This is a genomic window from Mycobacteriales bacterium (assembly GCA_040902655.1).
Taxonomy (GTDB): domain Bacteria; phylum Actinomycetota; class Actinomycetes; order Mycobacteriales; family SCTD01; genus SCTD01.
The window spans coordinates 233,168-254,870 of sequence record JBBDWV010000052.1 but is presented as its reverse complement, the minus strand read 5'-3'; the positions used below and the strand labels follow the sequence as shown (position 1 = coordinate 254,870).

General features: G+C 71.9%; 19 protein-coding genes. 6 read left to right on the top strand and 13 right to left on the bottom strand.

Going from position 1 to position 21,703, the window contains the following annotated elements:
- Positions 1-117: 117 nt before the first annotated feature.
- The 3 genes from WD794_15745 to WD794_15735 all read right to left on the bottom strand — a co-directional run bounded on the left by WD794_15745 (position 118) and on the right by WD794_15735 (position 2,637).
- Positions 118-393 (bottom strand): DUF3817 domain-containing protein, encoded by a 276-nt coding sequence (locus WD794_15745; protein ID MEX2291764.1) that lies wholly within the window; start codon positions 391-393, stop codon positions 118-120.
- Positions 394-463: 70 nt separating this feature from the next.
- Positions 464-1,450 carry a methylmalonyl Co-A mutase-associated GTPase MeaB gene (gene meaB / locus WD794_15740; GenBank protein ID MEX2291763.1) on the bottom strand — a complete coding sequence of 329 codons (987 nt, stop codon included), beginning with the start codon at positions 1,448-1,450 and terminating at the stop codon, positions 464-466.
- The gene (locus WD794_15735) at positions 1,447-2,637 is read right to left on the bottom strand and encodes an acetyl-CoA C-acetyltransferase (protein MEX2291762.1); all 1,191 of its coding nucleotides are present in this window, start codon (positions 2,635-2,637) and stop codon (positions 1,447-1,449) included. The genes meaB and WD794_15735 overlap by 4 nt, the downstream gene beginning before the upstream one ends.
- Positions 2,638-2,720: 83 nt before the next feature.
- Between WD794_15735 and mce the strand changes: the two genes are divergently transcribed.
- The gene (gene mce / locus WD794_15730) at positions 2,721-3,143 is read left to right on the top strand and encodes a methylmalonyl-CoA epimerase (GenBank protein MEX2291761.1); all 423 of its coding nucleotides are present in this window, start codon (positions 2,721-2,723) and stop codon (positions 3,141-3,143) included.
- A gap of 52 nt (positions 3,144-3,195) precedes the next feature.
- Here mce and WD794_15725 read toward each other — a convergent pair whose 3' ends face one another.
- Both WD794_15725 and WD794_15720 read right to left on the bottom strand, forming a co-directional pair.
- Positions 3,196-4,962, bottom strand: a complete 1,767-nt coding sequence (locus WD794_15725) for a sialidase family protein (GenBank protein MEX2291760.1) — start codon at positions 4,960-4,962, stop codon at positions 3,196-3,198.
- 109 nt (positions 4,963-5,071) lie between these two features.
- On the bottom strand, positions 5,072-5,638 hold the full coding sequence (locus WD794_15720; protein MEX2291759.1) for a hypothetical protein: 567 nt from the start codon (positions 5,636-5,638) through the stop codon (positions 5,072-5,074).
- Between the two features lie 418 nt (positions 5,639-6,056).
- Between WD794_15720 and ccrA the strand changes: the two genes are divergently transcribed.
- From ccrA to WD794_15705, 3 genes are all read left to right on the top strand, one after another.
- Complete coding sequence (gene ccrA / locus WD794_15715; protein ID MEX2291758.1) at positions 6,057-7,394, top strand: crotonyl-CoA carboxylase/reductase; 1,338 nt, start codon at positions 6,057-6,059, stop codon at positions 7,392-7,394.
- A 66-nt stretch (positions 7,395-7,460) separates the two neighbouring features.
- Positions 7,461-8,288: a DivIVA domain-containing protein gene (locus WD794_15710; protein MEX2291757.1), complete on the top strand. Its 828-nt coding sequence runs from the start codon at positions 7,461-7,463 to the stop codon at positions 8,286-8,288.
- The gene (locus tag WD794_15705; GenBank protein ID MEX2291756.1) at positions 8,281-9,675 is read left to right on the top strand and encodes an AI-2E family transporter; all 1,395 of its coding nucleotides are present in this window, start codon (positions 8,281-8,283) and stop codon (positions 9,673-9,675) included. The genes WD794_15710 and WD794_15705 overlap by 8 nt, the downstream gene beginning before the upstream one ends.
- A gap of 37 nt (positions 9,676-9,712) precedes the next feature.
- On the opposite strand, the gene WD794_15700 is transcribed toward WD794_15705, so the two are convergent.
- The 5 genes from WD794_15700 to nucS all read right to left on the bottom strand — a co-directional run bounded on the left by WD794_15700 (position 9,713) and on the right by nucS (position 15,347).
- Complete coding sequence (locus WD794_15700) at positions 9,713-10,450, bottom strand: hypothetical protein (GenBank protein ID MEX2291755.1); 738 nt, start codon at positions 10,448-10,450, stop codon at positions 9,713-9,715.
- Between the two features lie 91 nt (positions 10,451-10,541).
- Entirely contained in the window at positions 10,542-10,868 is a 327-nt protein-coding gene (locus tag WD794_15695) for an ATP/GTP-binding protein (GenBank protein ID MEX2291754.1), read from the bottom strand.
- A gap of 3 nt (positions 10,869-10,871) precedes the next feature.
- Positions 10,872-12,647, bottom strand: a complete 1,776-nt coding sequence (locus WD794_15690; protein MEX2291753.1) for a 3-hydroxybutyryl-CoA dehydrogenase — start codon at positions 12,645-12,647, stop codon at positions 10,872-10,874.
- A gap of 88 nt (positions 12,648-12,735) precedes the next feature.
- Positions 12,736-14,517 (bottom strand): hypothetical protein, encoded by a 1,782-nt coding sequence (locus WD794_15685; GenBank protein MEX2291752.1) that lies wholly within the window; start codon positions 14,515-14,517, stop codon positions 12,736-12,738.
- Positions 14,518-14,693: 176 nt separating this feature from the next.
- Complete coding sequence (gene nucS, locus WD794_15680; GenBank protein ID MEX2291751.1) at positions 14,694-15,347, bottom strand: endonuclease NucS; 654 nt, start codon at positions 15,345-15,347, stop codon at positions 14,694-14,696.
- Between the two features lie 121 nt (positions 15,348-15,468).
- Between nucS and WD794_15675 the strand changes: the two genes are divergently transcribed.
- Entirely contained in the window at positions 15,469-16,677 is a 1,209-nt protein-coding gene (locus WD794_15675) for a cyclase family protein (GenBank protein ID MEX2291750.1), read from the top strand.
- Between the two features lie 95 nt (positions 16,678-16,772).
- Here the strand turns inward: WD794_15675 and WD794_15670 are convergent, their stop codons facing one another.
- Both WD794_15670 and WD794_15665 read right to left on the bottom strand, forming a co-directional pair.
- Entirely contained in the window at positions 16,773-18,830 is a 2,058-nt protein-coding gene (locus WD794_15670) for a methylmalonyl-CoA mutase family protein (protein MEX2291749.1), read from the bottom strand.
- A 217-nt stretch (positions 18,831-19,047) separates the two neighbouring features.
- Positions 19,048-19,902: a matrixin family metalloprotease gene (locus tag WD794_15665; protein MEX2291748.1), complete on the bottom strand. Its 855-nt coding sequence runs from the start codon at positions 19,900-19,902 to the stop codon at positions 19,048-19,050.
- Positions 19,903-20,014: 112 nt separating this feature from the next.
- Between WD794_15665 and WD794_15660 the strand changes: the two genes are divergently transcribed.
- Entirely contained in the window at positions 20,015-20,347 is a 333-nt protein-coding gene (locus WD794_15660) for a hypothetical protein (GenBank protein ID MEX2291747.1), read from the top strand.
- A gap of 9 nt (positions 20,348-20,356) precedes the next feature.
- On the opposite strand, the gene murA is transcribed toward WD794_15660, so the two are convergent.
- Complete coding sequence (gene murA, locus WD794_15655; GenBank protein ID MEX2291746.1) at positions 20,357-21,634, bottom strand: UDP-N-acetylglucosamine 1-carboxyvinyltransferase; 1,278 nt, start codon at positions 21,632-21,634, stop codon at positions 20,357-20,359.
- Between the last annotated feature and the right edge of the window lie 69 nt (positions 21,635-21,703).

Sequence of the window (21,703 nt, the reverse complement as noted above, 5' to 3'; positions counted from 1 at the left end):
GAGCGCCGCCGTACCTCGCCGGTGATCTTCTCCTGACTGGATCGGCAGCAGACACGCCGGCGCGTCTACTGCCGATCCAGTCTCCAGATGATCCACTTCGGCGAGGTGGTCGGCCGGTCAGGCCGATGATGTGGGCACGCAGCTGGCGCGGACCGCGAAGTGCGCGCCCGGCGACCCGATCGTCAACATCAGCAGGGTGAACCACCACGACCAACGCAGCCGCTCCAGGTTGGCGAGCACCAGCACGACCAGCCCCAGGTAGAGAGCACCGTGCAGCGGACCGAGCACCGGCACGAGGTCGGGGCCGGTGGTGCGCTTGAGCAGCGACCCCACGAGCAGCACCGTGAACGACAGCGTCTCCAGCAGCGCGACGACGCGCAGGGCGCTCAGCATCAGACCTTCCCTTCACCCTCGGGGACGCCAGTCGCCCTCGAGGTGTGGCCACAGCGCCGAGCCGTCGCCGTCACAGCGCTTCCACCAGCGCGTCGGCGGCGGTGTACGGATCGATCTGGCCGGCGACGACCTGCACGGCGAGCTTGTCCAGCGCGTCGCTCCCACGCAGGTCGCCCATCCGCTCGCGCAGCGTGGTCAGCGCGATGGCCTCCACCTCGTCGGCGGCCCGCTTGCGCCGGCGCTGGTCGACGACTCCGTGCTCGGCCATCCAGGCGCCGTGCTGCTCGATCCGGTCGACGACCTCGTCCACACCCTCGCCCCTGGCGGCCACCGTCTTGACGACCGGCGCGACCCACCTGCCCTCGACCTTGGCCTGTGCGGGCGACTGGGTGCCCAGCGACTGCATGTAGCGCAGGTCGCGCACGACCGAGTCGGCGCCGTCCCGGTCGGCCTTGTTGACCACGAAGATGTCGGCCACCTCGAGGATGCCCGCCTTCGCAGCCTGGATGCCGTCGCCCATGCCGGGGGCCAGCAGGACGAGCGTCGTGTCGGCCAGCGAGGCGACCTCGACCTCGGCCTGCCCCACCCCGACCGTCTCGACGAGCACCACGTCGCAACCGGCGGCGGCCAGCACCCGGAGCGCCTGCGGCGTGGCCCAGGACAGCCCGCCGAGCTGGCCGCGCGAGGCCATCGAGCGGATGAACACACCCCCGTCGGTCGCGTGCTCCTGCATCCGGACCCGGTCCCCGAGCAGGGCGCCGCCGGAGAAGGGCGAACTCGGGTCCACCGCGAGGACCCCCACGCGCAGGCCACGGCGGCGGTAGGCGGTCACCAGGGCGCTGGTGCAGGTGGACTTGCCGACGCCGGGCGATCCGGTCAGCCCGAGAACGCGGGCGTGCCCGGCGCGCGGCGCGAGCAGCGCCATGACCTCGCGCAGCGCCGGGCTCGCGTCCTCGACCAGGCTGATCAGCCGTGCGACGGCGCGGGGCTGCCCCTCCCCCGCCTGCTCCACGAGCGCGGGAATGTCGAGCGCGCGGCGCGAGCGCGCCGTCGTCACCCGGCGGCGGGGACGTGCAGGATCAGCGCGTCGCCCTGACCTCCGCCGCCGCACAGCGCGGCCGCACCGATTCCGCCGCCGCGGCGCCTCAGCTCGAGCACCAGGTGCAGTGCGACCCGGGCCCCCGACATGCCGATGGGGTGGCCCAGGGAGATGGCGCCACCGTTGACGTTGACCTTGTCCTCGTCGATGCCCAGCTCCTTGCGGGACTGGATGCCCACCTGGGCGAAGGCCTCGTTCAGCTCGACCAGGTCGAGGCCGTCGACTGTCAGCCCCTCCTTGGCGAGCGCCTTCTTGATGGCGTTCGCCGGCTGCGACTGCAGGCTGGCGTCCGGGCCGGCGACGGTGCCGTGCGCGCCGATCTCGGCAAGGACCGGGACACCCAGCTCGCGGGCCTTCGCGGCACTCATGACCACCACGGCGCAGCCCCCGTCGGAGATCTGCGAGGCGTTGCCGGCGGTCACGGTGCCGTCGGCGGCGAAGGCCGGCTTGAGTTTGGCGAGCGTCTGCGCCGTGGTCTCCGGGCGTACACCCTCGTCGGTCGTGAACAGCAACGGCTCGCCCTTTCGCTGCGGGATCGGGACCGGGACGATCTCGTCGTCGAACCGGCCGTCCTTCTGCGCGGCGGTCGCCCGCTCGTGAGATCGCGCCGCGAAGGCGTCCTGCTCCTCGCGCGAGATGTTCAGCTTCTTGCCGTACTCCTCGGTACCCGCGCCCATCGCCACCTGGTCGAAGGCGCAGAACAGCCCGTCGTGGAGCGTCGCGTCGACGACCGTCGCGTTGCCGTAGCGGTAGCCGGCCCGAGCTCCGGGGAGCAGGTGCGGGGCGTTGGTCATCGACTCCATGCCACCCGCCACGACGACGTCGTACTCCCCTGCCCGGATCAGCTGGTCGGCCAGCGCGATCGCGTCGAGCCCTGACAGGCAGACCTTGTTGATCGTCAGGGCCGGGACGCTCATCGGGATGCCGCCCTGAACGGCCGCCTGCCGCGCGGTGATCTGGCCCTGCCCGGCCTGCAGCACGTGACCCATGATCACGTAGTCGACCTGGTCGCCGGAGATCCCGGCGCGCTCCAGGGCGGCTTCGATGGCGATACCGCCGAGCTGCATCGCCGTGAAGCCCTTGAGTGCCCCCGAGAGCTTGCCGATCGGGGTACGGGCGCCGGCGACGAGAACGGAGCGGGTCACAGGGGACCTCCTGGGGTCTGAGATGCGGTGCTGCGACGATACCCAGCAGCAACCCACCGCCGCGAAGGAGCCTGTCCGTGCAGATCACGCACATCGACCACGTCGGCATCGCCGTCGCCGATCTCGATGCCGCCATCGCGATGTACGAGACCGGCTTCGGCATGCGCTGCGTGCACACAGAGGTCAACGAGGAGCAGGGCGTACGCGAGGCGATGCTCGAGGTGGGCGACTCCGGTACCTACCTGCAGCTGCTCGCCCCGCTGTCGCCGGACAGCCCGATCGGGAAGTTCCTCGACAGGAGCGGCCCCGGCATCCAGCAGATGGCCTACCGGGTCGACTCGATCGAGGAGGTCAGCGACCACCTGCGCAGCCAGGGCATGCGCCTGCTCTACGACGAGCCGAAGAAGGGCACAGCGGGCAGCCGGGTGAACTTCGTACATCCGAAGAGCGCCGGTGGGGTGCTGGTCGAGCTGGTCGAGCCGGCCCCGGGGGGCGCGGCCCACTGAGACCGCGCCCGCCGGCTTCGGTACCGCGGTGACACCGATCCTGCTGCCTCGGCTATCGCGGCACCCTGCCCGCCGCGTCGGTGGGCTGGAGGCCACTCAAGCTCTCGTGCGCGTGCCCCGGCTGTGACGCGAGCCGCCGTCTCGTCACCAGGAAGGCGATGGTCAGGAACAGACCGGCCATCAACAGGCCGACGACACCGGCCAAGATGATCCGGGCAGTGCTCGAACCCTGCACAGCCACCGGTGCGAACTGTGCCGCCGAGGTGTAGATGTCCTGCACTCCTGTGCCGTTCCGGGCGTCGAGTCCGGTGGGCGGCGGGCCACTGTTGCGGGTGTCGTCCCACCCGAAGAGGGCGAAGGCGTCGGTGGAGGCGACCCCCGGCGGCGCGGCGATGTCGTAGCCGAGCCCGTAGACCCCGAAGCGGCGGTCCACGCTCTGGTCGGTGATGCGCCGGTTGTCGCTCCAGGACTCACCGCCGTCGTCGGAAGAGCTGTAGTAGACGTCGTTGGAGCGGATCCCCGGATCGCTCCGGGTGTCCCACCAGACGACGTCGAGCCGCCCGTTCGGCGCGATGCTGATGTTGGGGAAGAACTGAGCCGCCAGGTCCTCGGGTGCGTCGTCGCTGAGCGCCCCGAGATCGCTCCAGGTCTTGCCCCCGTCGCGGGAGACGCGGTGGTACACCTCGCCGTACGCCGCCAGCTTCGGACGGGGGTTGAGCCCGTAGACGATGTGCAGCGTGCCGTCCTCGGCGACGGCCATCTGCTGCCCGGCGAAGGCCGGCCCGCCCGTGGGGTTGTCCGGGCCGAACGGGGTCGCCTGCGTGGTGGTCCAGTTCTTCCCGTCGTCGGACGACCGGGACAGGAACAGCGCCTGCGCGGTGCGCGGAACGATGTTCACCGCCCCGGCGCCCCACAGGACGTACGCCGTCCCCTCGCCGTCGACCCCGACAACGGTGCCGTTGCGCCCGCCTCGACCGCCGAAATTCGCCGCCTGGTCGGGAGTGGCACCCTTCGTGCCGGCCGGCGGCAGCTCCGGAGGACCACCCCCACCCGGGCCTCCGGGCGGGGGTGGAGTGGCGCTCAGTGCCTGCTGGCGAAGGTCTGCGGAGTCGAAGACCCCGTCCGCGAGGTCCACACCTTCGTCGAAGGTGCGACCCCCGTCCCGGGACACCGCCACCATGGCACCGGGCGGCACCGCATCGGGCGCCTTGAATCCGGGCAACACCTTGCTGAAGGTGAGATACACGACGTCGTCGTCACCACCGCGACGCTCGACGGCGAGGCCCTGCACCGGGCGGAGGTTCTCGGCCTCTTTACCGGTCTTCCCACGGCTGGTACGCACCACCGACGTCTGCCAGGAATCTCCCAGGTCCGCCGACCGCGCCACCAGCACCGCTCCGCCCGCTCGGCTGGACTCTTGCGGCGACCACCCGCCGAGCGCCATGTAGAGCATCCCGCCCCCACCGAAGGCCACGGGCGCCTGGATCACTCCGCCCTGACTCTGCGAGCAGAACGGGTAGTCGGCCGTGTTGGGGGAGCCCTCCGGTTGCGTCCAGGTGGCGCCACCGTCGGCCGACCGGAGCAGGCCGCACCGGCGGGTCAGCAGATCAGCGAAGCCGGCCACCACCCGCAGCGGATTCTCGGGGTCGACGGCAAGCGCCGGGCTGGAGTACATGCGGGTCGGGCTCAGATCGGCGTGTGTCGCGCGAACCGGCTCGGTCAGGCCGCTCGGCTCAGCTGCCTGCGCGGGGCTGGAAAGCAACAGCCCTGCCAGGGTGCCGGCCAGCACTCCAGCGACGCGTCGCGAGGGTGAGATCATCACGGACTCTTCTCTTGGGGTGACGCTGAGACTGATCGGGAGCGGCCGGCCAGCCGGGCCGCAGGAGCACGTCGCCGTGCGCAGCAACACACACCAGCGATGCTGGCGGCTACCGGCTGACCGTGACCTTGGAGGGAGCCGCGCTCCTGCGGCCGGTGGCAAAGACGGTGACCCCGACCGCGAACAGAGCTATGCCAGCCACACCCAGTGAGGCCAGCGCCAGCGTGCCGCCACCAACGGACTCGGTCGTGGCCAGGCTGTCGAGTCGATCGCCCGGCGCGGCGCCCATCGGGGCAGCCACCACCGGCAACGCGCCGGATTCCCCCGGGACCTTGACCAGGGTGCGGGCGGGCACCTGCGTGGGCGTGCCATCTGCAGCGGTCTGGGTGAACACCAACACGTAGTTGCCGGCAGCGGTGCCCGGTGGGATCGTCACCGAGCCGGTGACGCGCTGCTTCACAGGTACGCCGAGTTCTGCCAGCACCGGTCCGTCGAGCGCGTCGAAGCGCACGACGACAGGCTCCTTCTGGCGAAAGTTCGAACCGACGATCTGCACCGATTCGCCAGCCTTCACGGTGTCGGTGCTCAACAACACCGCCGGCCCCGAGACACAGGCCCACGCTCCCGCGGCCAGCGAGACAACGAGCGCGGCGGCGGCAAGCCCCGCGCCGGTCAATCCACGACGAGACGACACAGGCTGGTCCCCCCAACTTTCTTGTACGGCGTGCGGCGAGCGCCACAGCAACGGGGCGAAACGTACGCAGGCGGACCAAGAGGCGCAATAGGTGCACCACACAGTTAGATGTCGGACACAGGTAGAGGTTCGCCGCAGATAGCTGTTTTTGCGGCGACGTGTTCAGTTCAGCGCGCTCGACCGTGGAAAAAGCCTGCTGCAAAGGCTGCGTCGCTGGCCGGTCGTCGACGGAGTGCGCTGAATTCGCTGGGTCGGACCTGGCGTCCCCGCCGGACGACCCGCCGCCAGGACGACCGTCTCCTGGGCACTGACCGCCGCCGGCGGCCGACACCTGCCCGGACCCGGCCGAAGCCTCGATACCCTGCGGCGCACATCCACCGACACAGGGAGAACGCCGCGCGTGAAGGACATCCTCGAGGCCATCCAGTCCGGCGACAGCAAGGCCGTGCAGGGGGTGCCGGTCCCGGAGAGCTACCGCGGCGTCGTCGTCCGCAAGGACGAGATCGGCATGTTCGAGGGCGTCGCGTCGCGCGACAAGGACCCACGCAAGAGCCTGCACGTCGACGAAGTGGCCACCCCGGAACTCGGACCGGGCGAGGCGATCGTCGCGGTCATGGCGTCCTCGGTGAACTTCAACACCGTCTGGACCTCGATCTTCGAGCCGGTGCCGACCTTCGGCTTCCTCGAGCGGTACGGGCGGCTGTCCGAGCTCACGAAGCGGCACGACCTGCCGTACCACGTCGTGGGCTCCGACCTGTCCGGCGTGGTGCTCGCCGTCGGCGCGGGCGTGTCGAAGTGGAAGGCCGGCGACACGGTCGTCGCGCACTGCCTGTCGGTCGAGCTCGAGGACCCACAGGGCCACGACGACACGATGATGGACCCCCAGCAGCGCATCTGGGGCTTCGAGACCAACTTCGGCGGCCTGGCCGAGCTGGCGCTGGTCAAGACCAACCAGCTGATGCCGAAGCCGGCGCACCTGACCTGGGAAGAGGCCGCCGCCCCTGGCCTGGTCAACTCGACCGCCTACCGACAGCTGGTCAGCAAGAACGGCGCGGCGATGAAGCAGGGCGACACCGTCCTGGTCTGGGGCGCCAGCGGCGGGCTCGGGTCCTACGCCACGCAGTACGCCCTGAACGGAGGGGGGATCCCGGTCTGCGTCGTCAGCTCCCCGGAGAAGGCCGAGATCGTCCGGCGGATGGGGGCCGAGCTGGTCATCGACCGCAGTGCCGAGGACTACCGGTTCTGGAAGGACGAGCACAACCAGGACCCCAAGGAATGGCAGCGCTTCGGCAAGAAGATCCGCGAGCTGACCGGCGGCGAGGACATCGACATCGTCTTCGAGCACCCCGGCCGCGAGACCTTCGGCGCGTCGGTGTACGTGACCAGGAAGGGCGGCACCATCACGACCTGCGCGTCGACCAGCGGCTACATGCACCAGTACGACAACCGCTACTTCTGGATGAACCTCAAGCGGATCGTGGGCTCGCACTTCGCGAACTACCGGGAGAGCTGGGAGGCCAACCGGCTCATCGGTAAGGGGCTGATCCACCCGACGCTGTCCAGGACGTACGCCCTGGAGGACACCGGCCAGGCGGCGTACGACGTCCACAAGAACCTGCACCAGGGCAAGGTGGGGGTGCTGTGCCTCGCGCCCGAGGAGGGGCACGGGGTCGAGGACTCGGCGCAGGAGTTCCGGGCCAGGCACGTGGACGCGATCAACCGCTTCCGCGACGTCTGAGCGCGCCGCGCAAGCTTCCGTGTGGCGCTGCGGGTCGGTGGGCGCCGCGGGTGGTAGGACAGCGCCATGAGCCCCGCCGACACCCCGGACGACCTGGTCCCACTGCAGGACAACGCCGACGCCGGTGGGTTCGACGTCGTCTTGCGCGGCTACGACCGCCGACAGGTGGACGACTACCTCGACCGCGTGGAGGTGGCGCTCGGCGATGCCGACGAGCGCCACGCCCAGGACGGTCAGCGGATCACGGCCCTCGAGGAGCATGTCGCGAAGCAGGCAGCGGCGCTGTCCGCTGCCGAGCGGCGCGCCTCGGGCCAGTCCGAGCCAGGGTCGCTGCTCACTGCGCGGCTGGCCGAGATGCTCCGGCTGGCCGAGGAGGAGGCCGCGTCCGTGCGGGCCGAGGCGCGGGGGGACGCCGAGCGGATGGTCGCCGCCGCCAAGCAGCAGGCGGCCCGGGAGAGCACCGAGCGCGACGCCGCGCTGCGCAAGCGCGAGGAGGAGGTGGCCCGCGCGTCCGAGGGCGCCGAGGCGGCCACCCTGCAGGCCCAGCGCGACGTCGAGGCGCTGCGCGCCAAGGCCTCGGCCGACGCGCAGGCGCAGACGCAGGCCGCCGCGCAGGAGGCCCGCACCGTGCGCGACGACGCCCGCAAGGAGGCGGACAAGCTCGTGACGCAGGCCCGCGAGGACGTGCAGGCGCTGCACGAGCAGGCCCGGCGGGAGGCCGCGGCGATGACCGCTGAGGCCCGCCGCCAGGTCGAGGAGCTCTCGGCCCAGCGCGACGCGATCGCCGGGCAGCTGCAGACGCTGCGGGACGCGGTCTCCGCCGCCGTGGCTCCGCTCAGCGGCCCGCCGCGGCAGCCGGGCCCATCGGGTCCGACCCGCGGAACCCGTGACTGACGACGCGCCGGGCTCCCCGCCGGCGCCCGAGGTCGCACGGCAGGTCGAGCAGGTCCGCGAGGTCCAGGGCGCTGTCGAGGAGCAGGCCGGGCAGGCGGAACGCGCGCGGACGGGGGCGATCGACGCGAGACATGCTGCGGAGCAGGCACGAGCCGGTGCGGAGCAGGCACGAGGCGGTGCGGAGCAGGCACGAGGCGGTGCGGAGCAGGCCCGAGCCGGTGCGGTCGCGGCCAGCAGCGCCGCCGTCGACGCTGCGCAGGTGGTCGCGCCGCCGGCGGACCCGCTGCTCGACACCGCCGCGCGCAGGATCGAGGCCGCCGTCGACGAGGACAACCCCTACGGCGTGCCCGGGCGGCCGTTGTCCAGTCGCTCACCGTTCCGGATCGCGTTCACGGGGGCGCTCGGGATCGCGCTCGCGTACGGGCTGGTGAAGGCGCTGATCGCGGTGCAGGGCGTGCTGGTCCTGCTGCTGACGGCCGCCTTCCTCGCGATCGGCCTCAACCCTGCGGTGGAAGCCCTGGAGCGCCGTCAGATGCGGCGCGGCTTCGCGGTCGGGCTGGTGCTGCTGGCGATGCTGCTGTTCTTCGTCGGCTTCGGCTTCGCAGTCGTCCCGCCGATCGTCGAGCAGGCACAGGAGTTCGCCGCGCGCGCTCCGGGCTACGTCGCACAACTGCAGGACAACGAGCGGATCGCCGCCGTGGACGAGCGGTTCGGCCTGCTGGAGCGGGCCCAGGGCATGCTGAACGATCCCGGACGCCTCGGCGTCAGCGCGGCGGGCGGCGTGCTGGGCGTCGGCAAGGTCGTCTTCGGCGCCTTCTTCAGCGCCCTGACCGTGCTGATCGTGACGCTTTACTTCCTGTCGAACCTGCCCTCGATCAAGGCCAACGCCTACCGCCTCGTGCCCCGCACCAGGAGGGCGCGGGTGGGCCTGCTGACGGACGAGATCCTCAGCCGGGTCGGGAGCTACGTGGCCGGCGCGGTGACGATCGCCGCGCTCGCCGCCAGCCTGACGTACCTGCTGCTGCGGGTGCTCGGCGTCGACTACGCCGTCGCGCTGGCGATGGTCGTGTTCCTCACCGGGCTCATCCCGCTGATCGGCGCGACGATCGGCGCCGTCGTCATCACCACGGTCGCGCTGTTCACCTCGGTGCAGGCCGGGCTGATCGTCGCCGTCTACTACCTCGTCTACCAGCAGGTCGAGAACTACGTCCTCTATCCGCGGATCATGCAGCGCTCGGTGAACGTCTCGCCCGCGGCGACCGTGGTCGCCGTGCTGGTGGGCGGCTCGCTGCTGGGGGTGCTGGGAGCGCTGCTGGCCATCCCGATCGCCGCGGCCGTGCAGCTGGTCCTGCAGGAGGTCGTCGCACCGCGTCAGGACGCGGTCTGACGCCGACGGACGACCCCGGCGGGAGTCTGCCCCGCCGTCATCCTGCCGGTCGGGCCGACGCTCCTGCGCTGTCCCCGTACGTCCTGGGCAGGGGATGGGCGGCGGGCGCCACCCGCCGGACGACCTCGTCGAGCACCCGTTCGGTGTGGCCGACGAACAGGTGCTTGGCGCCGTCGACCGCGACGACCTCGCACTGCGGCACGGCGGCAAAGCGGTTCCGGGCCTCGGCCGGCCGCAGGAAGTCGTCGTGCTCCGGGACGAGCGCCGTCAGCGGCTTGCCGGAGGCGGCCCAGCCCGCGAGGTCCGACGGCTGCGAGTAGCGCAGCGGCGGGCTGATCAGGACCGCGCCCGCGACGGAGGGGTCGCAGCCGTACATGAGCACGAGGTCGGTACCGAACGACCAGCCCAGCAGCCAGATCGCCGGCAGGTCCTCCGCCTCGCAGAAGTCCAGCGCGGCGGCCACGTCGAACTTCTCACCCACCGCGTCGTCGAACTGCCCGGAGCTGGTGCCGCGTGGGCTGGTCGTGCCGCGGGTGTTGAAGCGCAGCACTGCGAGACCCGCCAGCGCAGGCAACCGGTAGCTGGCCTTCCTGAGCAGGTGGCTGTCCATGAAGCCGCCCTGCGTCGGCAACGGGTGCAGGCAGATCACCGTCGCGACCGGCGGCCGGTCGGCCGGCAGGGCCAGCTCCCCCACCAGTTCGAGGCCGTCGGCGGTGTGCAGCACGACGTCCCGCCGCTCGGCCGGCAGCACGGTGTTGGCGCGGATGTCGGGCATGGTTGTCGACCCTACTGACCCCCTCCTTGCGTCATGCTGAGAGGAGCATCTTGCGCGGGGCGCAGCATGACGTAAGCCGGAGGGTGGGGGGTCAGCCGTAGCGGGGGGCGTTCTTGGAGCGGTGCACCTTCACGCCGCGGCGGCCGCGGGCGTCCCAGCACGCGGTGTGCCAGTGCCGCCGGTCGTCCGGCCTCCCCTGCGGCCACGCCACGACGTGCGGCGAGCCTGGGCGCAGCTCCTGGTCGCATCCCGGGCAGCGGTAGACCCGCGGGCTCGACGTGCCGGCCACCCGGCGTACGACGTGCCCGTCCTCCACCTGCTCGCCGACCGGCGGTCGCGGTGTCCCCTCGTCGTCGTCGTGCTTGAGCGCGTCCAAGGCTGCCGCGCGCATCGCCGCGCGCCGCGAACCCCTGGCCATCAGCTACTTCCGGGCGTAGTCGCGGAAGCCGCGGCCGGTCTTGCGGCCGAGGTAGCCGGCACGGACGAGGTGCTCGAGCATCGGCGCCGGCACGTCGCCCGGCTCACGGAACTCGTCGAACAGCGTCCGCTGGATCGCCAGTGTGACGTCGAGCCCGACCACGTCCATCAGCGCGAACGGCCCCATCGGGTGGCCGCAGCCCTTGGTCATGGCGAAGTCGATGTCGTCGATGGTCGCGTAGTGCGCCTCGAGCATCTTGACGGCGTCGTTGAGGTAGGGGAACAGCAGCGCGTTGACGATGAAGCCGGCCCGGTCGCCGCAGAGCACGGCGTGCTTGCGCGTCTTCGCGCAGACCTCGACGACGGTCGCCACGACGTCGTCGGCGGTGGTCACGGTCGGCACCACCTCGACGAGCTTCATCATCGTCGCCGGGTTGAACCAGTGCATGCCGACGACGTCCTGCGGACGCGAGGTGGCCTGCGCGCACTCGATGACCGGCAGGCTCGAGGTGGTCGTGGCCAGGATCGCGCCCGGCTTCAGCACCTCGTCGAGCGCGGAGAACAGCGCCTTCTTGATGGTCAGGTCCTCGACGACGGCCTCGACCACCAGGTCGCAGTCGGCCAGATCGTCCAGCGACGTGGTGCCGGTGATCCGAGCGAGCGTTGCGTCGCGCTCCTGCTCCGTCAACTTGCCGCGCTGCAGGGCCTTGTCGAGCGAGGCCTCGATCTTCTTCCGCACCGCCGCGACCTTGTCCTCGCCCCGGGCGCGGAAGATTACGTCGTAACCGCTCTTGGCGCACACCTCGACGATGCCGCCGGCCATCGTGCCGGTGCCGATGACACCGATCCGCTGGACGGGGCGTGGGCTGCCAGTGGTGGTCGTCGGGGTGGCGTGGTCGGCGACGGTCTCCGGCGAGTCCGGCGCGGCGTAGGTGTAGATGCCACGGCCGCTCTTGCGGCCGAGAAGCCCCGCCGTGACGTACTGCTTGAGCAGCGGCGCCGGCGCGTGCCGGTGGTCGCGGGACTGCGTGTACATCGTCTCGAGGATCTCGTACGCGCTGTCCAGGCCGATCAAATCGAGCAGCGCCAGCGGGCCCATCGGGTGGCCGGTGCCGAAGCGCATGGCGGCGTCGATGTCCTCGCGCGAGGCGTACTTGCTCTCGTACATCCGCAGCGCGTTGTTGAGGTAGCCGAACAGCAGGGCGTTGGCGATGAAGCCGGCCCGGTCACCGGCCGTGGCGCCGGTCTTGCCGACCTGCTCGACCAGCGCCTGCACGTCCTCGACGACGGACGGGTCGGCGACGACCGTCCGCACGACCTCCACCAGGCCCATGACCGGAGCCGGGTTGAACCAGTGCAGCCCGACGACCCGGCTCGGCCGGTGCGTACCCGTGGCGAGCTCGGTGACGGACAGCGCGGAGGTGTTGGTGGCCAGCACGGCCTCCTCCGGCAGCAGCGCGTCGAGCTGCGCGAACAGCTCCCGCTTGAGCTCCATGCGCTCGGGGATCGCCTCGATCACGAGGTCGCAGTCCTGGACAGCCGTGAGGTCGGTGCCCGTACGGATGCGGCCGAGGATCGCGTCGACCTCGTCCCGCGTGAGCTTGCCCTTGGCGAGCGCGCGACCGGTCGACGCGGTGAGGTGGGAGTGCGCCCGCTCGAGCCCGGCCTGGTCCACCTCGACCCCGACGACGCCCAGACCGGAGCGGGCGAGCACCTCCGCGATGCCCGCGCCCATGGTCCCGAGACCGACCACGCCCACCTTGTTGAACTCGCGCGCCACGGCATCCCCTTTGTCCTCGAGCCGCATCCGCGGCGGGAACCGCGAGTGTCCCAGCCTGCTGGAACGCGACCCGCGGGGGGTGCGGCGGTCAGCCGCGGCCGCGCTCCGCCTTCGCCGGTCGGGCCGCCTTGGCCGATCGGGCCGCCTTGGCCGGCCGGGACACCTTTGCCGGCCGCTCCACCTTTGCCGGGCGCTCCACCTTCGCCGGCCGCTCCACCTTCGCCGGGCGCTCCACCTTCGCCGGGCGCTCCACCTTCACCGGGCGCTCCACCTTCACCGGCCGCTCCACCTTCACCGGCCGCTCCACCTTCACCGGCCGCTCCACCTTCACCGGCCGGGGCTTGGCCGGCCGGTCCGCCGCCTCGCGCGGCTTCTCGCTGCCGGTGGCCGGAACCGCCCGTGACCGCTGCCGCTGGGCCGCCACCACCTTCGGGGACTCCGTCTTGGGCCGCGACGTGAGCGGCGGGGCTGCAGGGCGTGACGGCACCGCACCGTCCACGGGCCCGGGTGCCGGTGCGGCCGGTGCGGGCGAGGTGGCCGGCACCGGCACCTCACGCACCCACTCGTCCCGTGTCCGCAGCGCCGGGCGTCCGTGCCCGCGGCGTTCCTCGTCCTCCCTCCTGCGCGGCGTCGGAGACGGCACCACGGACGAGCGGCTCCCACCGGTCGGAGCAGCCGCCCGGGCGCCGGTGGAGGTCGCGCCGGATCCGGCGGCCAGCCGCAGCTCGGGGTCGGCCTCGAGCAGCGTCGCGTTGGCGCCCTGCCAGTAGGAGGTGCGGCCCATCGCGCCGGCCCAGCTCAGCGACAGGTGCACATGGTCTGTATGCGCGTTGGCCCCGTTGTAGGGCCTCCAGCCACGATCGGCGCTGTACGCCGACCAGATCTGGCGGTCCCAGATCATGTACATGACGCCCAGCCGGCGCGCCAGCGCGTGCCGGTTCCCGGACGTGTCGGTGGCCAGCAGCTGGCCGAGCACGCTCTCGGCAGCAGCCCGCTCGGCGGGAACACCGATGTTGACGCCCCAGTCGAAGGCTCGCCCCTCCTTGTGCTCGGAGACACCGCGCGCCGAGCACGTCCGGGAGACACCGAGGCTGCGGGTGTTCGGGTGAGTACGCAGGAGCAGGTCACGCAGTGCCGTCGTGCCGGGCTTGGCGACCGGGTCGCAGACGCGCTGTGGGTCGTAGGCCGCGTAGGGGTCGATGCCCTTCACCTGTGGCACCGAGAAGCCGCGGGCCGTGGCGGCGGGTCGGGCCGCCAGGGTGCGTGATGCCGGTCGGGCGCGCGGTGCCGACGCCGCCTGGCCCTCGTGCTTCTCCCCCTCGTGCGCCTCGCCCTCGTGCGCCTCGCCCTCGTGCGCCTCGCCCTCGTGCTCCTGCTCCAGGTCGTGCTCGTCGCTCAATGCCGGGACGGACGCCAGCGCCCACGCAGCGCCGGTCCAGCGCGCCTCGAAGCCCATGTAGGCGTACGACGCCTCCTGACACACGACCAGCCCGTTGACGGCAGTGGTGGTGTCCTCCGGTGCGGAGCCCACCGGCTCGACGTGGCCGCCGACGGAGAATTCCCCCGCGAGCGGCACCGACCAGCGCACTCGCAGCCGGTCAGCCGGGCAGAAGCGGGTGCTGTCGTCGCCGTCGCCGCGGACGGGGACGGCGTCGAGCGCCGCCGCGAGCTGCAGTGCACTGCGTTCGAGCCCCGCACGGCCGCGCTCGGCACTGCCGGCCGGCAGCGGCGTACGCCCCACCTCCGCAGCCGCGACCAGCGGCACCGGCTGCTCCAGCTCCTTGCCGGCGGCGAAACCGACGAGCGAACCGCCGAGCAGCGCGGAGCAGACGGTGACGATCAGCGTCCTGCGGCGCAGGAGTCGGGACATGGAGCAACCTCGGCACGATCGGACGGACGCACCCGATGTGCGCCCTTGTCCTTGTCGTCACCGATGTCCGTTGCTGTTGCCCCGATCGGGTGAACCGTCGCCGGGGGACCGCAGCTGACCTTCGGCGCTGTCGCTCCGGCGGCAGAGCCCGCCGCACACCCGTGACGGTGCACGCCTCAGAACAGCGTCGGGGTGCTCGGGTCCATGCCGCGCAGACCGTCGTAGTCCAGTTGCACGCAGGTGATCCCACGGTCCGCGGCCAGCACCTTGGCCTGCGGCTTGAAGCTCTGCGCGGCGAGCACGCCCCTGACCTCGCCGAGCACGGTCGAGACGCGCTGCAGGTAGCGGGTGAGCTGCTCCACACCGTCGATCTCGGCGTGCCGCTTCACCTCGACGAGCACGTGGGCACCGGTGTCGTCCCGGACCAGCAGGTCGACCGGCCCGATGTCGGTGAAGTACTCCCGCTGCACCAGCGTCCAGCCTGCACCGAGCACCTCGCAGCGCTCGGCCAGCAGCTCCTGCAGGTGCTTCTCCACGCCGTCCTTGACCAGTCCCGGGTCGGTGCCGAGCTCGTGCGAGACGTCCGAGAGCACCTCCTCGACGGTGATCACCAGCTGTTCGCCGGCCTTGTTGGTCACCGTCCAGACCCCGTCGCGATCGATGGTGCTGCACGGAGGGCTCATCCACATCAGCGGCTTGTAGGCCCGGTCGTCGGCGTGGATCGACACCGATCCGTCGGCCTTCACCAGCAGCAGCCGGGTCGCCATCGGCAGGTGGGCAGTCAGCCGGCCGACGTAGTCGACCGAGCAGGTCGCGAGGACGAGGCGCATGCCCGGTGAGCGTAGGCCCTGCCGAATGTGATGTAGCTCACATCCCCGAACGTGAGCGCCGTCACGTCCGGTACGGATAGCTTTGTCCCTCTGCCGACCGACCGTTACAAGGAGGCTCCCCTTGCGCCCTGATCTCCTGCTCGCGCACACCGAACTCAGCCGCCGCGCCGCCCTCGGCCTGGCCGGCAAGGCCGCGGCGACAGCGGCCCTGGCCAGCACCGCGCTCGGCACCGCGGCACACGCCGACGAGCCGCGGCGAAGCCGCACCGCCGGCGGAAAGCGGCGCAACGACGACGACTACGACGACCAGATGTTCGACGTCGATCACGCCGAGGACGGCGGATGGGCCCCGAGCCGGTACGGCGCCGGCGACCAGCGGGGCACGTTCAACGAGGTCACCCCGGAGAAGACCGCCGCCGCACTGGGCCTGATCACCGGCCGCAAGGCGACCAAGACCTACAACCTGGGCGAGCTGCTCACCAACGGGATTCCCGCCTACATCACCGACCCGCCGCGGGACTACCAGCAGCGGCTGACCGTCCTGGGCTACCAGCCGCCGGAGGGCTTCGAGGAGGGTGGCGGCATCCTGCAGAGCACCGAGCCGCTCGCCGCCAACCGGGTGAGCATCCACGAGGAGCGCTTCGAGCCGGGGTTCACCTACCAGATCGCCACCCAGCTGGACAACCTCAACCACCTCGGCGTCGGCGCGACGTTCTACAACGGCTTCCAGGGCCCGGACATCGCCGAGCCGTGGGGCACTTCGAAGCTCGGCAACGAGCACATGGGGCCGATCGTCACCCGCGGCGTGCTGCTCGACATCCTCGGCCTGAAGCTCGAGGCCGGCGACGAGGCCGCGCTGAGCACCAACACCGCCGGGGAGCCCACCCTGTTCGACTCCTACCGGATCACGCTCGAGGACATCCGTGCCGCGATGGAGCGCGGCCGCATCAGGAGCATCGAGCCGGGCGATGTCGTGCTCTTCCGTACGGGCTGGAACAAGGTCGTCGGCGAGCGGGAGCGCTACCTGTCCGCCGAGCCGGGGATCTACCTGCGCGAGGCCCGCTGGCTGGCGGCCCGCCGGCCGGCCATCGTCGGTTCGGACGCCTGGGGCTTCGAGCTGCTCGGGAACGAGGACGTCATCGAGGCCGCCTTCCCGGTGCACCAGGAGCTGCTGGCCAAGGAGGGCATCAGGATCGGCGAGGCCATCATCACCGACGAGCTCGCTGCCGACGGCGTCCATGAGTTCGTCTACCTCTACACACCGCAGTACGCCAAGGGTGCGACGGCGGGAAGCTCGCCGCCCGCTGCGCTGGCCCAGCCCAAGCGCTGAGGCCCGGCTCCCCGGCCGGCCGAGCGGTCGGCCGGGAGCCGCGGTGCGGGTCAGCGGTGACGGGTCAGCGGTGACGGGTCAGCCGCGGTCGCAGGTCAGTCCTGCAGTGACGCCAGCCCGTTCGCGGCGCGGACGACCTCCACCACCGAACGCAGGATGTCGGTCAGCTCGAAGTCCTTGGGGGTGTAGACCGCCGCGACGCCCTGCTCCTTCAGCCGCCGCGCGTCACCGTCCGGGATGATGCCGCCGACGACCACCGGCACGTCGCCGACGCCGGCCTCGCGCAGGCCGGCGAGCACTGCCGGGACCGCGTCCATGTGCGAGCCGGACAGGATCGACAGCCCGATCACGTGCACGTCCTCCTCGACGGCGGCCGCCACGATCTGCCCTGCGGTCAGCCGGATGCCCTGGTAGACGACCTCGAAGCCGCAGTCGCGGGCGCGTACGGCGATCTGCTCCGCGCCGTTGGAGTGGCCGTCGAGGCCGGGCTTGCCGACGAGGAAGCGCAGCCGGACGCCCATCTCCTCACCGGTCTGCCGGACCGCCTCGCGCACGGCCGCGATCGCGCTGCCGGCTGTCCCTGATCCTGCGGCGACGGCGCCGGAGACGCCAGTCGGCGCGCGGTACTCGCCGAACACCTCGCGCAGCGCGCCGGCCCACTCCCCCGTCGTGACGCCGGCCCTGGCGCAGGCGACGGTGGCGGTCATCAGGTTGTTCTCCGTCTTGGCAGCATCACGCAGCCCGCGCAGCGCCTCGTCGACGGCCGCCGCGTCGCGCTGCGCGCGCCAGGCGCGCACCGCCTCGATCGCCTGCTGCTCGACCTCCGGGTCGACCGTGAGGATGGCCTTGTCGATGTCGGCCGTGAGCGGGTTCGGCTCGGTGGAGGTGAACCGATTGACCCCCACCACGACGTCCTCGCCGGCCTCGATCCGGCGCCGTCGCTCCGCGTGCGAGGAGACCAGCGCGCTCTTCATGTAGCCGGACTCGACGGCCGCGACCGCTCCGCCCATCGCCTGCACCCGGTCGATCTCGTCGCGCACCTGTTGCTTCAGCGAGGCCACCTTGCCCTCGACGACCACCGAGCCGGTGAACAGGTCGTCGTACTCCAGCAGGTCGGTCTCGAAGGCGAGCACCTGCTGGAAACGCAACGACCACTGCTGGTCCCACGGCCGCGGCAGGCCGAGCGCCTCGTTCCACGCGGGCAGCTGCACGGCGCGGGCGCGGGCGTCCTTGGACAGCGTCACGCCGAGCATCTCGAGCACGATGCGCTGCACGTTGTTCTCCGGCTGCGCCTCGGTCAGGCCGAGCGAGTTGACCTGCACGCCGTAGCGGAAGCGCCGGTGTTTGGGGTCCTGCACGCCGTAGCGCTCGAGCAGCAGCTCGTCCCAGAGCTGCGTGAAGGCCCGCATCTTGCACAGCTCCTCCACGAAACGCACGCCGGCGTTGACGAAGAAGGAGATGCGGGCGCAGACCTCGCCGAAGCGCTCCTCGGGCACCTGCCCCGCGGCCTGAACCGCGTCGAGGACGGCGATCGCGGTGCACAACGCGTACGAGATCTCCTGCACCGGCGTGGCGCCGGCCTCCTGCAGGTGGTAGCTGCAGATGTTGATCGGGTTCCACTTGGGGATCTCGGTGACCGTGTAGGCCACCATGTCGGTGATCAGCCGCAGCGACGGGCCGGGCGGGAAGACGTAGGTCCCACGCGAGAGGTATTCCTTGATGATGTCGTTCTGCGTGGTGCCGGCGAGTTGCTGGGCGTCAGCGCCCTGCTCCTCCGCGACCGCCTGGTAGAGCGCGAGCAGCCACATGGCGGTGGCGTTGATGGTCATCGAGGTGTTCATCGTGTCGAGCGGGATTGCGTCGAACAGCGCCCGCATGTCGCCCAGGTGCGTCACCGGCACGCCGACCTTGCCGACCTCGCCGCGGGCCAGCTCGTCGTCGGGGTCGTAGCCGGTCTGCGTCGGCAGGTCGAAGGCCACCGACAGGCCGGTCTGCCCCTTTTCGAGGTTGCGCCGGTAGAGGGCGTTGCTGTCCTTGGGCGTCGAGTGGCCCGCGTAGGTGCGCATCACCCAGGGCTTGTCCCGCGTCGGGCGCGGCGTTTCCGCGGGGACGCCCGGCACTTCAGAACCGATCGACTGCACCTGCTCCGTCATGGATCCAGCGTACGGCGGGGCCCGCGAGCCTCGCCCGGGCCGCCCGCGGGTGCGGGGCGGCAGGTGGCAGGTCGGAGGCGCCCGCGGGTCAGCCGCCGAGCTGCCCGGCCCGCCCGGCCCGCCCGGCCCGCCCGGCCGCCCGGCCCGGTGATCTTCTCCAGACTGGATCCGCAGCCGACACGCCGGCGCGTTGCCTGCCGATCCAGACGGCAGAAGATCATCGGCGGGTGCGGGGCGGCAGGTGGCAGGCCGGAGGCGCCCACGGCTCCATCCGCAGCGGCCGGGCGCGCGGGGCGGGGTGGCAGCCGGCCGGCGCCCCGAGCGCGGCCAGGCCGGCCCGGTCGCCGGCGCCGAACTGCGACTCGCTGTTCGTGGTCTGCGGGTACATCACCTGCGTCGGGTCGAGGACGTGGCCGAGACCGACGGCGTGCGTGAGCTCGTGCAGCAGCACCTCGCCGTCGGTGGTGCCGGCGCCGAAGCCCGAGGCCAACCGGCGGGTGGCGTCCAGCACCACCTGGCCGGTGACGAGGGACGGCCCGTCCCGGTTCGGCACGGCAACCGCGACGGCGACGCCCTGGGTGCCGTCGCCGATCGCCAGGTCGGTCGAGTCCGGGGGCACCCAGCCGATCAGCAGCGGCGCCCAGCGCTCGCCGTAGCGTTCGGGCTGGAAGGCTGCCCGTGCACGGGAGGGCAACTCGTCGGTCTCGCCCTCGTCGACGAAACGCAGTCCGCTGGCGGCCGACAGCCGGCGCAGCGCCTCGGCGAGATCCCGACGGCCGGCGTCGGGGATCCAGCCGGCCTGGACGACGAAGCCGATCGGCCTGCACGGGTCCCAGCGCGCCGGCCGGCCGCGCTCGTCGACGTAGGTGGGCCCCCAGCCGGCCGCGGCGGACGCCGGCTGCTCGACCGTGATCACGGTGCCGTCGCCTGAGGCGGCAGCGCGGTGGCTGGCGACGGCGCCAACGGCCACCGTCAGCGTGAGCAGGCACAGCAGCACGACGAGCCTCGACCTGGGGCGGCGCCTCGGCGCGGCCACCGCACCGACGGCAACCGGCGCCCAGTACCCGTCCATGAACAGACGATCGGCAATGCAGGCCGCGTTCTGGACCGCCCGCGAGCGCTGTCCCGGCAGCGGCGCGGGGATCGGTGCACACTGGGGCCACGCCCGCGCCGGAGGAGTCACCGTGATCGTGTCGAGCTACCACCACCTGGTCGCCCCGCTCGTCGCGGCCGGGGCGCTGGCCGTGATCCTGCTCCTGTGCCGGTGGGTCTTCTCGACGGCGGACCGCGACCGGCGCAACGCCCGCCGCGCGGCGGCGCCCCCTGCCGCACGGGGCGGCGACTACGGACTGCTTGTGCCGGTGGCGACGGTCCGTACGGCCGACGACGCCGAGATGCTGCGCGCGGTCCTGCGCGAGGCGGGCATCCGGTGCACGGTCGCGGCCGACGCCGACGGCGCTGACGTCCTGGTCTTCCGCACGGACGTGCTGCGCGCCCGGGAACTGGTGGCCAGCTGAGCCGGTCCCCTAGTAGCCCAGCCAGGGCTGGTCGGGAACGACCTCTCGACGCACGTCGGCACCGAGCGCGACCAGCTTCTCGACGAACCCCTCGTAGCCGCGGTCGATGTGCTGCACCTCCCCCACCTCGGTCATGCCGTCCGCGACCAGCCCGGCCAGGACCAGCCCGACACCGGCCCGGATGTCGTGCGCCGTGACGGGGGCACCGGACAGCTGCTGCTTGCCGCGCACCACCGCATGATGGCCCTCCGTGCGGACGTCTGCCCCCAGCCGGCGCAGCTCGTCGACGTACATCCAGCGCGACTCGAAGACGTTCTCAGTGATCATCGCGGTGCCCTCGGCGATCGCGTCGAGCGCCAGCAGCATCGGCTGCAGATCGGTGGGCAGCCCCGGATAGGGCAACGTCACCAGGTCCACGGCCCGCGGCCGCTCGGTCATCGTCACCCGGAAGCCGCCCGGTTCCGGCTCGACCACGGCGCCGGCGTCGACCAACTTGTCCAGTGGGACCTCGAGGTGCTCGGGCCGCCCGCCACGCACGAACACCTCCCCCCGGGTCATCACCGCCCCGATCGCCCAACTGCACGCCACGATGCGGTCGGCCACGGTCTCGTGCTCGACCGGCCGCAGCCCCTCGACACCCTCGATCTCCAGCGTGCTGCTGCCCACGCCGCCGACCTGTGCGCCCATCGCCTGCAGCATCCGGCACAGATCGACGATCTCGGGCTCCCGCGCGGCGTTGTCGATGACCGTCGTGCCCTTGGCCAGCACCGATGCCATCAGGAGATTCTCGGTTGCCCCGACGCTGGGGAAGTCCAGCCAGACCGAGGCACCGCGCAGCCGGGCGGCGCGGGCGACGACGTAGCCGTGCTCGATCTCTACCTCGGCCCCCAGCTTGACCAGACCGGCCATGTGCATGTCGAGCGGCCGGCTGCCGATCGCGTCGCCGCCCGGCAGCGCCACCTTGGCCTCGCCACAGCGGGCCACCAGCGGGCCGAGCACCGCGATCGAGCCGCGGATCCGGCGTACCAGGTCGTAGTCGGCCTCGTGCCCGAGCCGGGCCGGGACATCAATGGCGACACGCCCGGCTGCGACGTCGACCGAGCAGCCCAGCCGCCCGACCAGCTGCGACATGACCGGCACGTCCAGAATGTTCGGGACGTTGGTCAGCGTCGTCCGGCCCTCGGCCAGCAGCGCGGCCGCCATCAGTTTCAGCACGCTGTTCTTGGCGCCGGTGACGGAGACCTCGCCCGCGAGTCGGGCACCGCCCATGACGAGGAACCGCTCCATCCGGTCAGTCTAGGGAGGCGCTGCCGAAGGCGGTGCTGCGTGCTCCTTTGCGGAGCCCGAGCCGGTGCG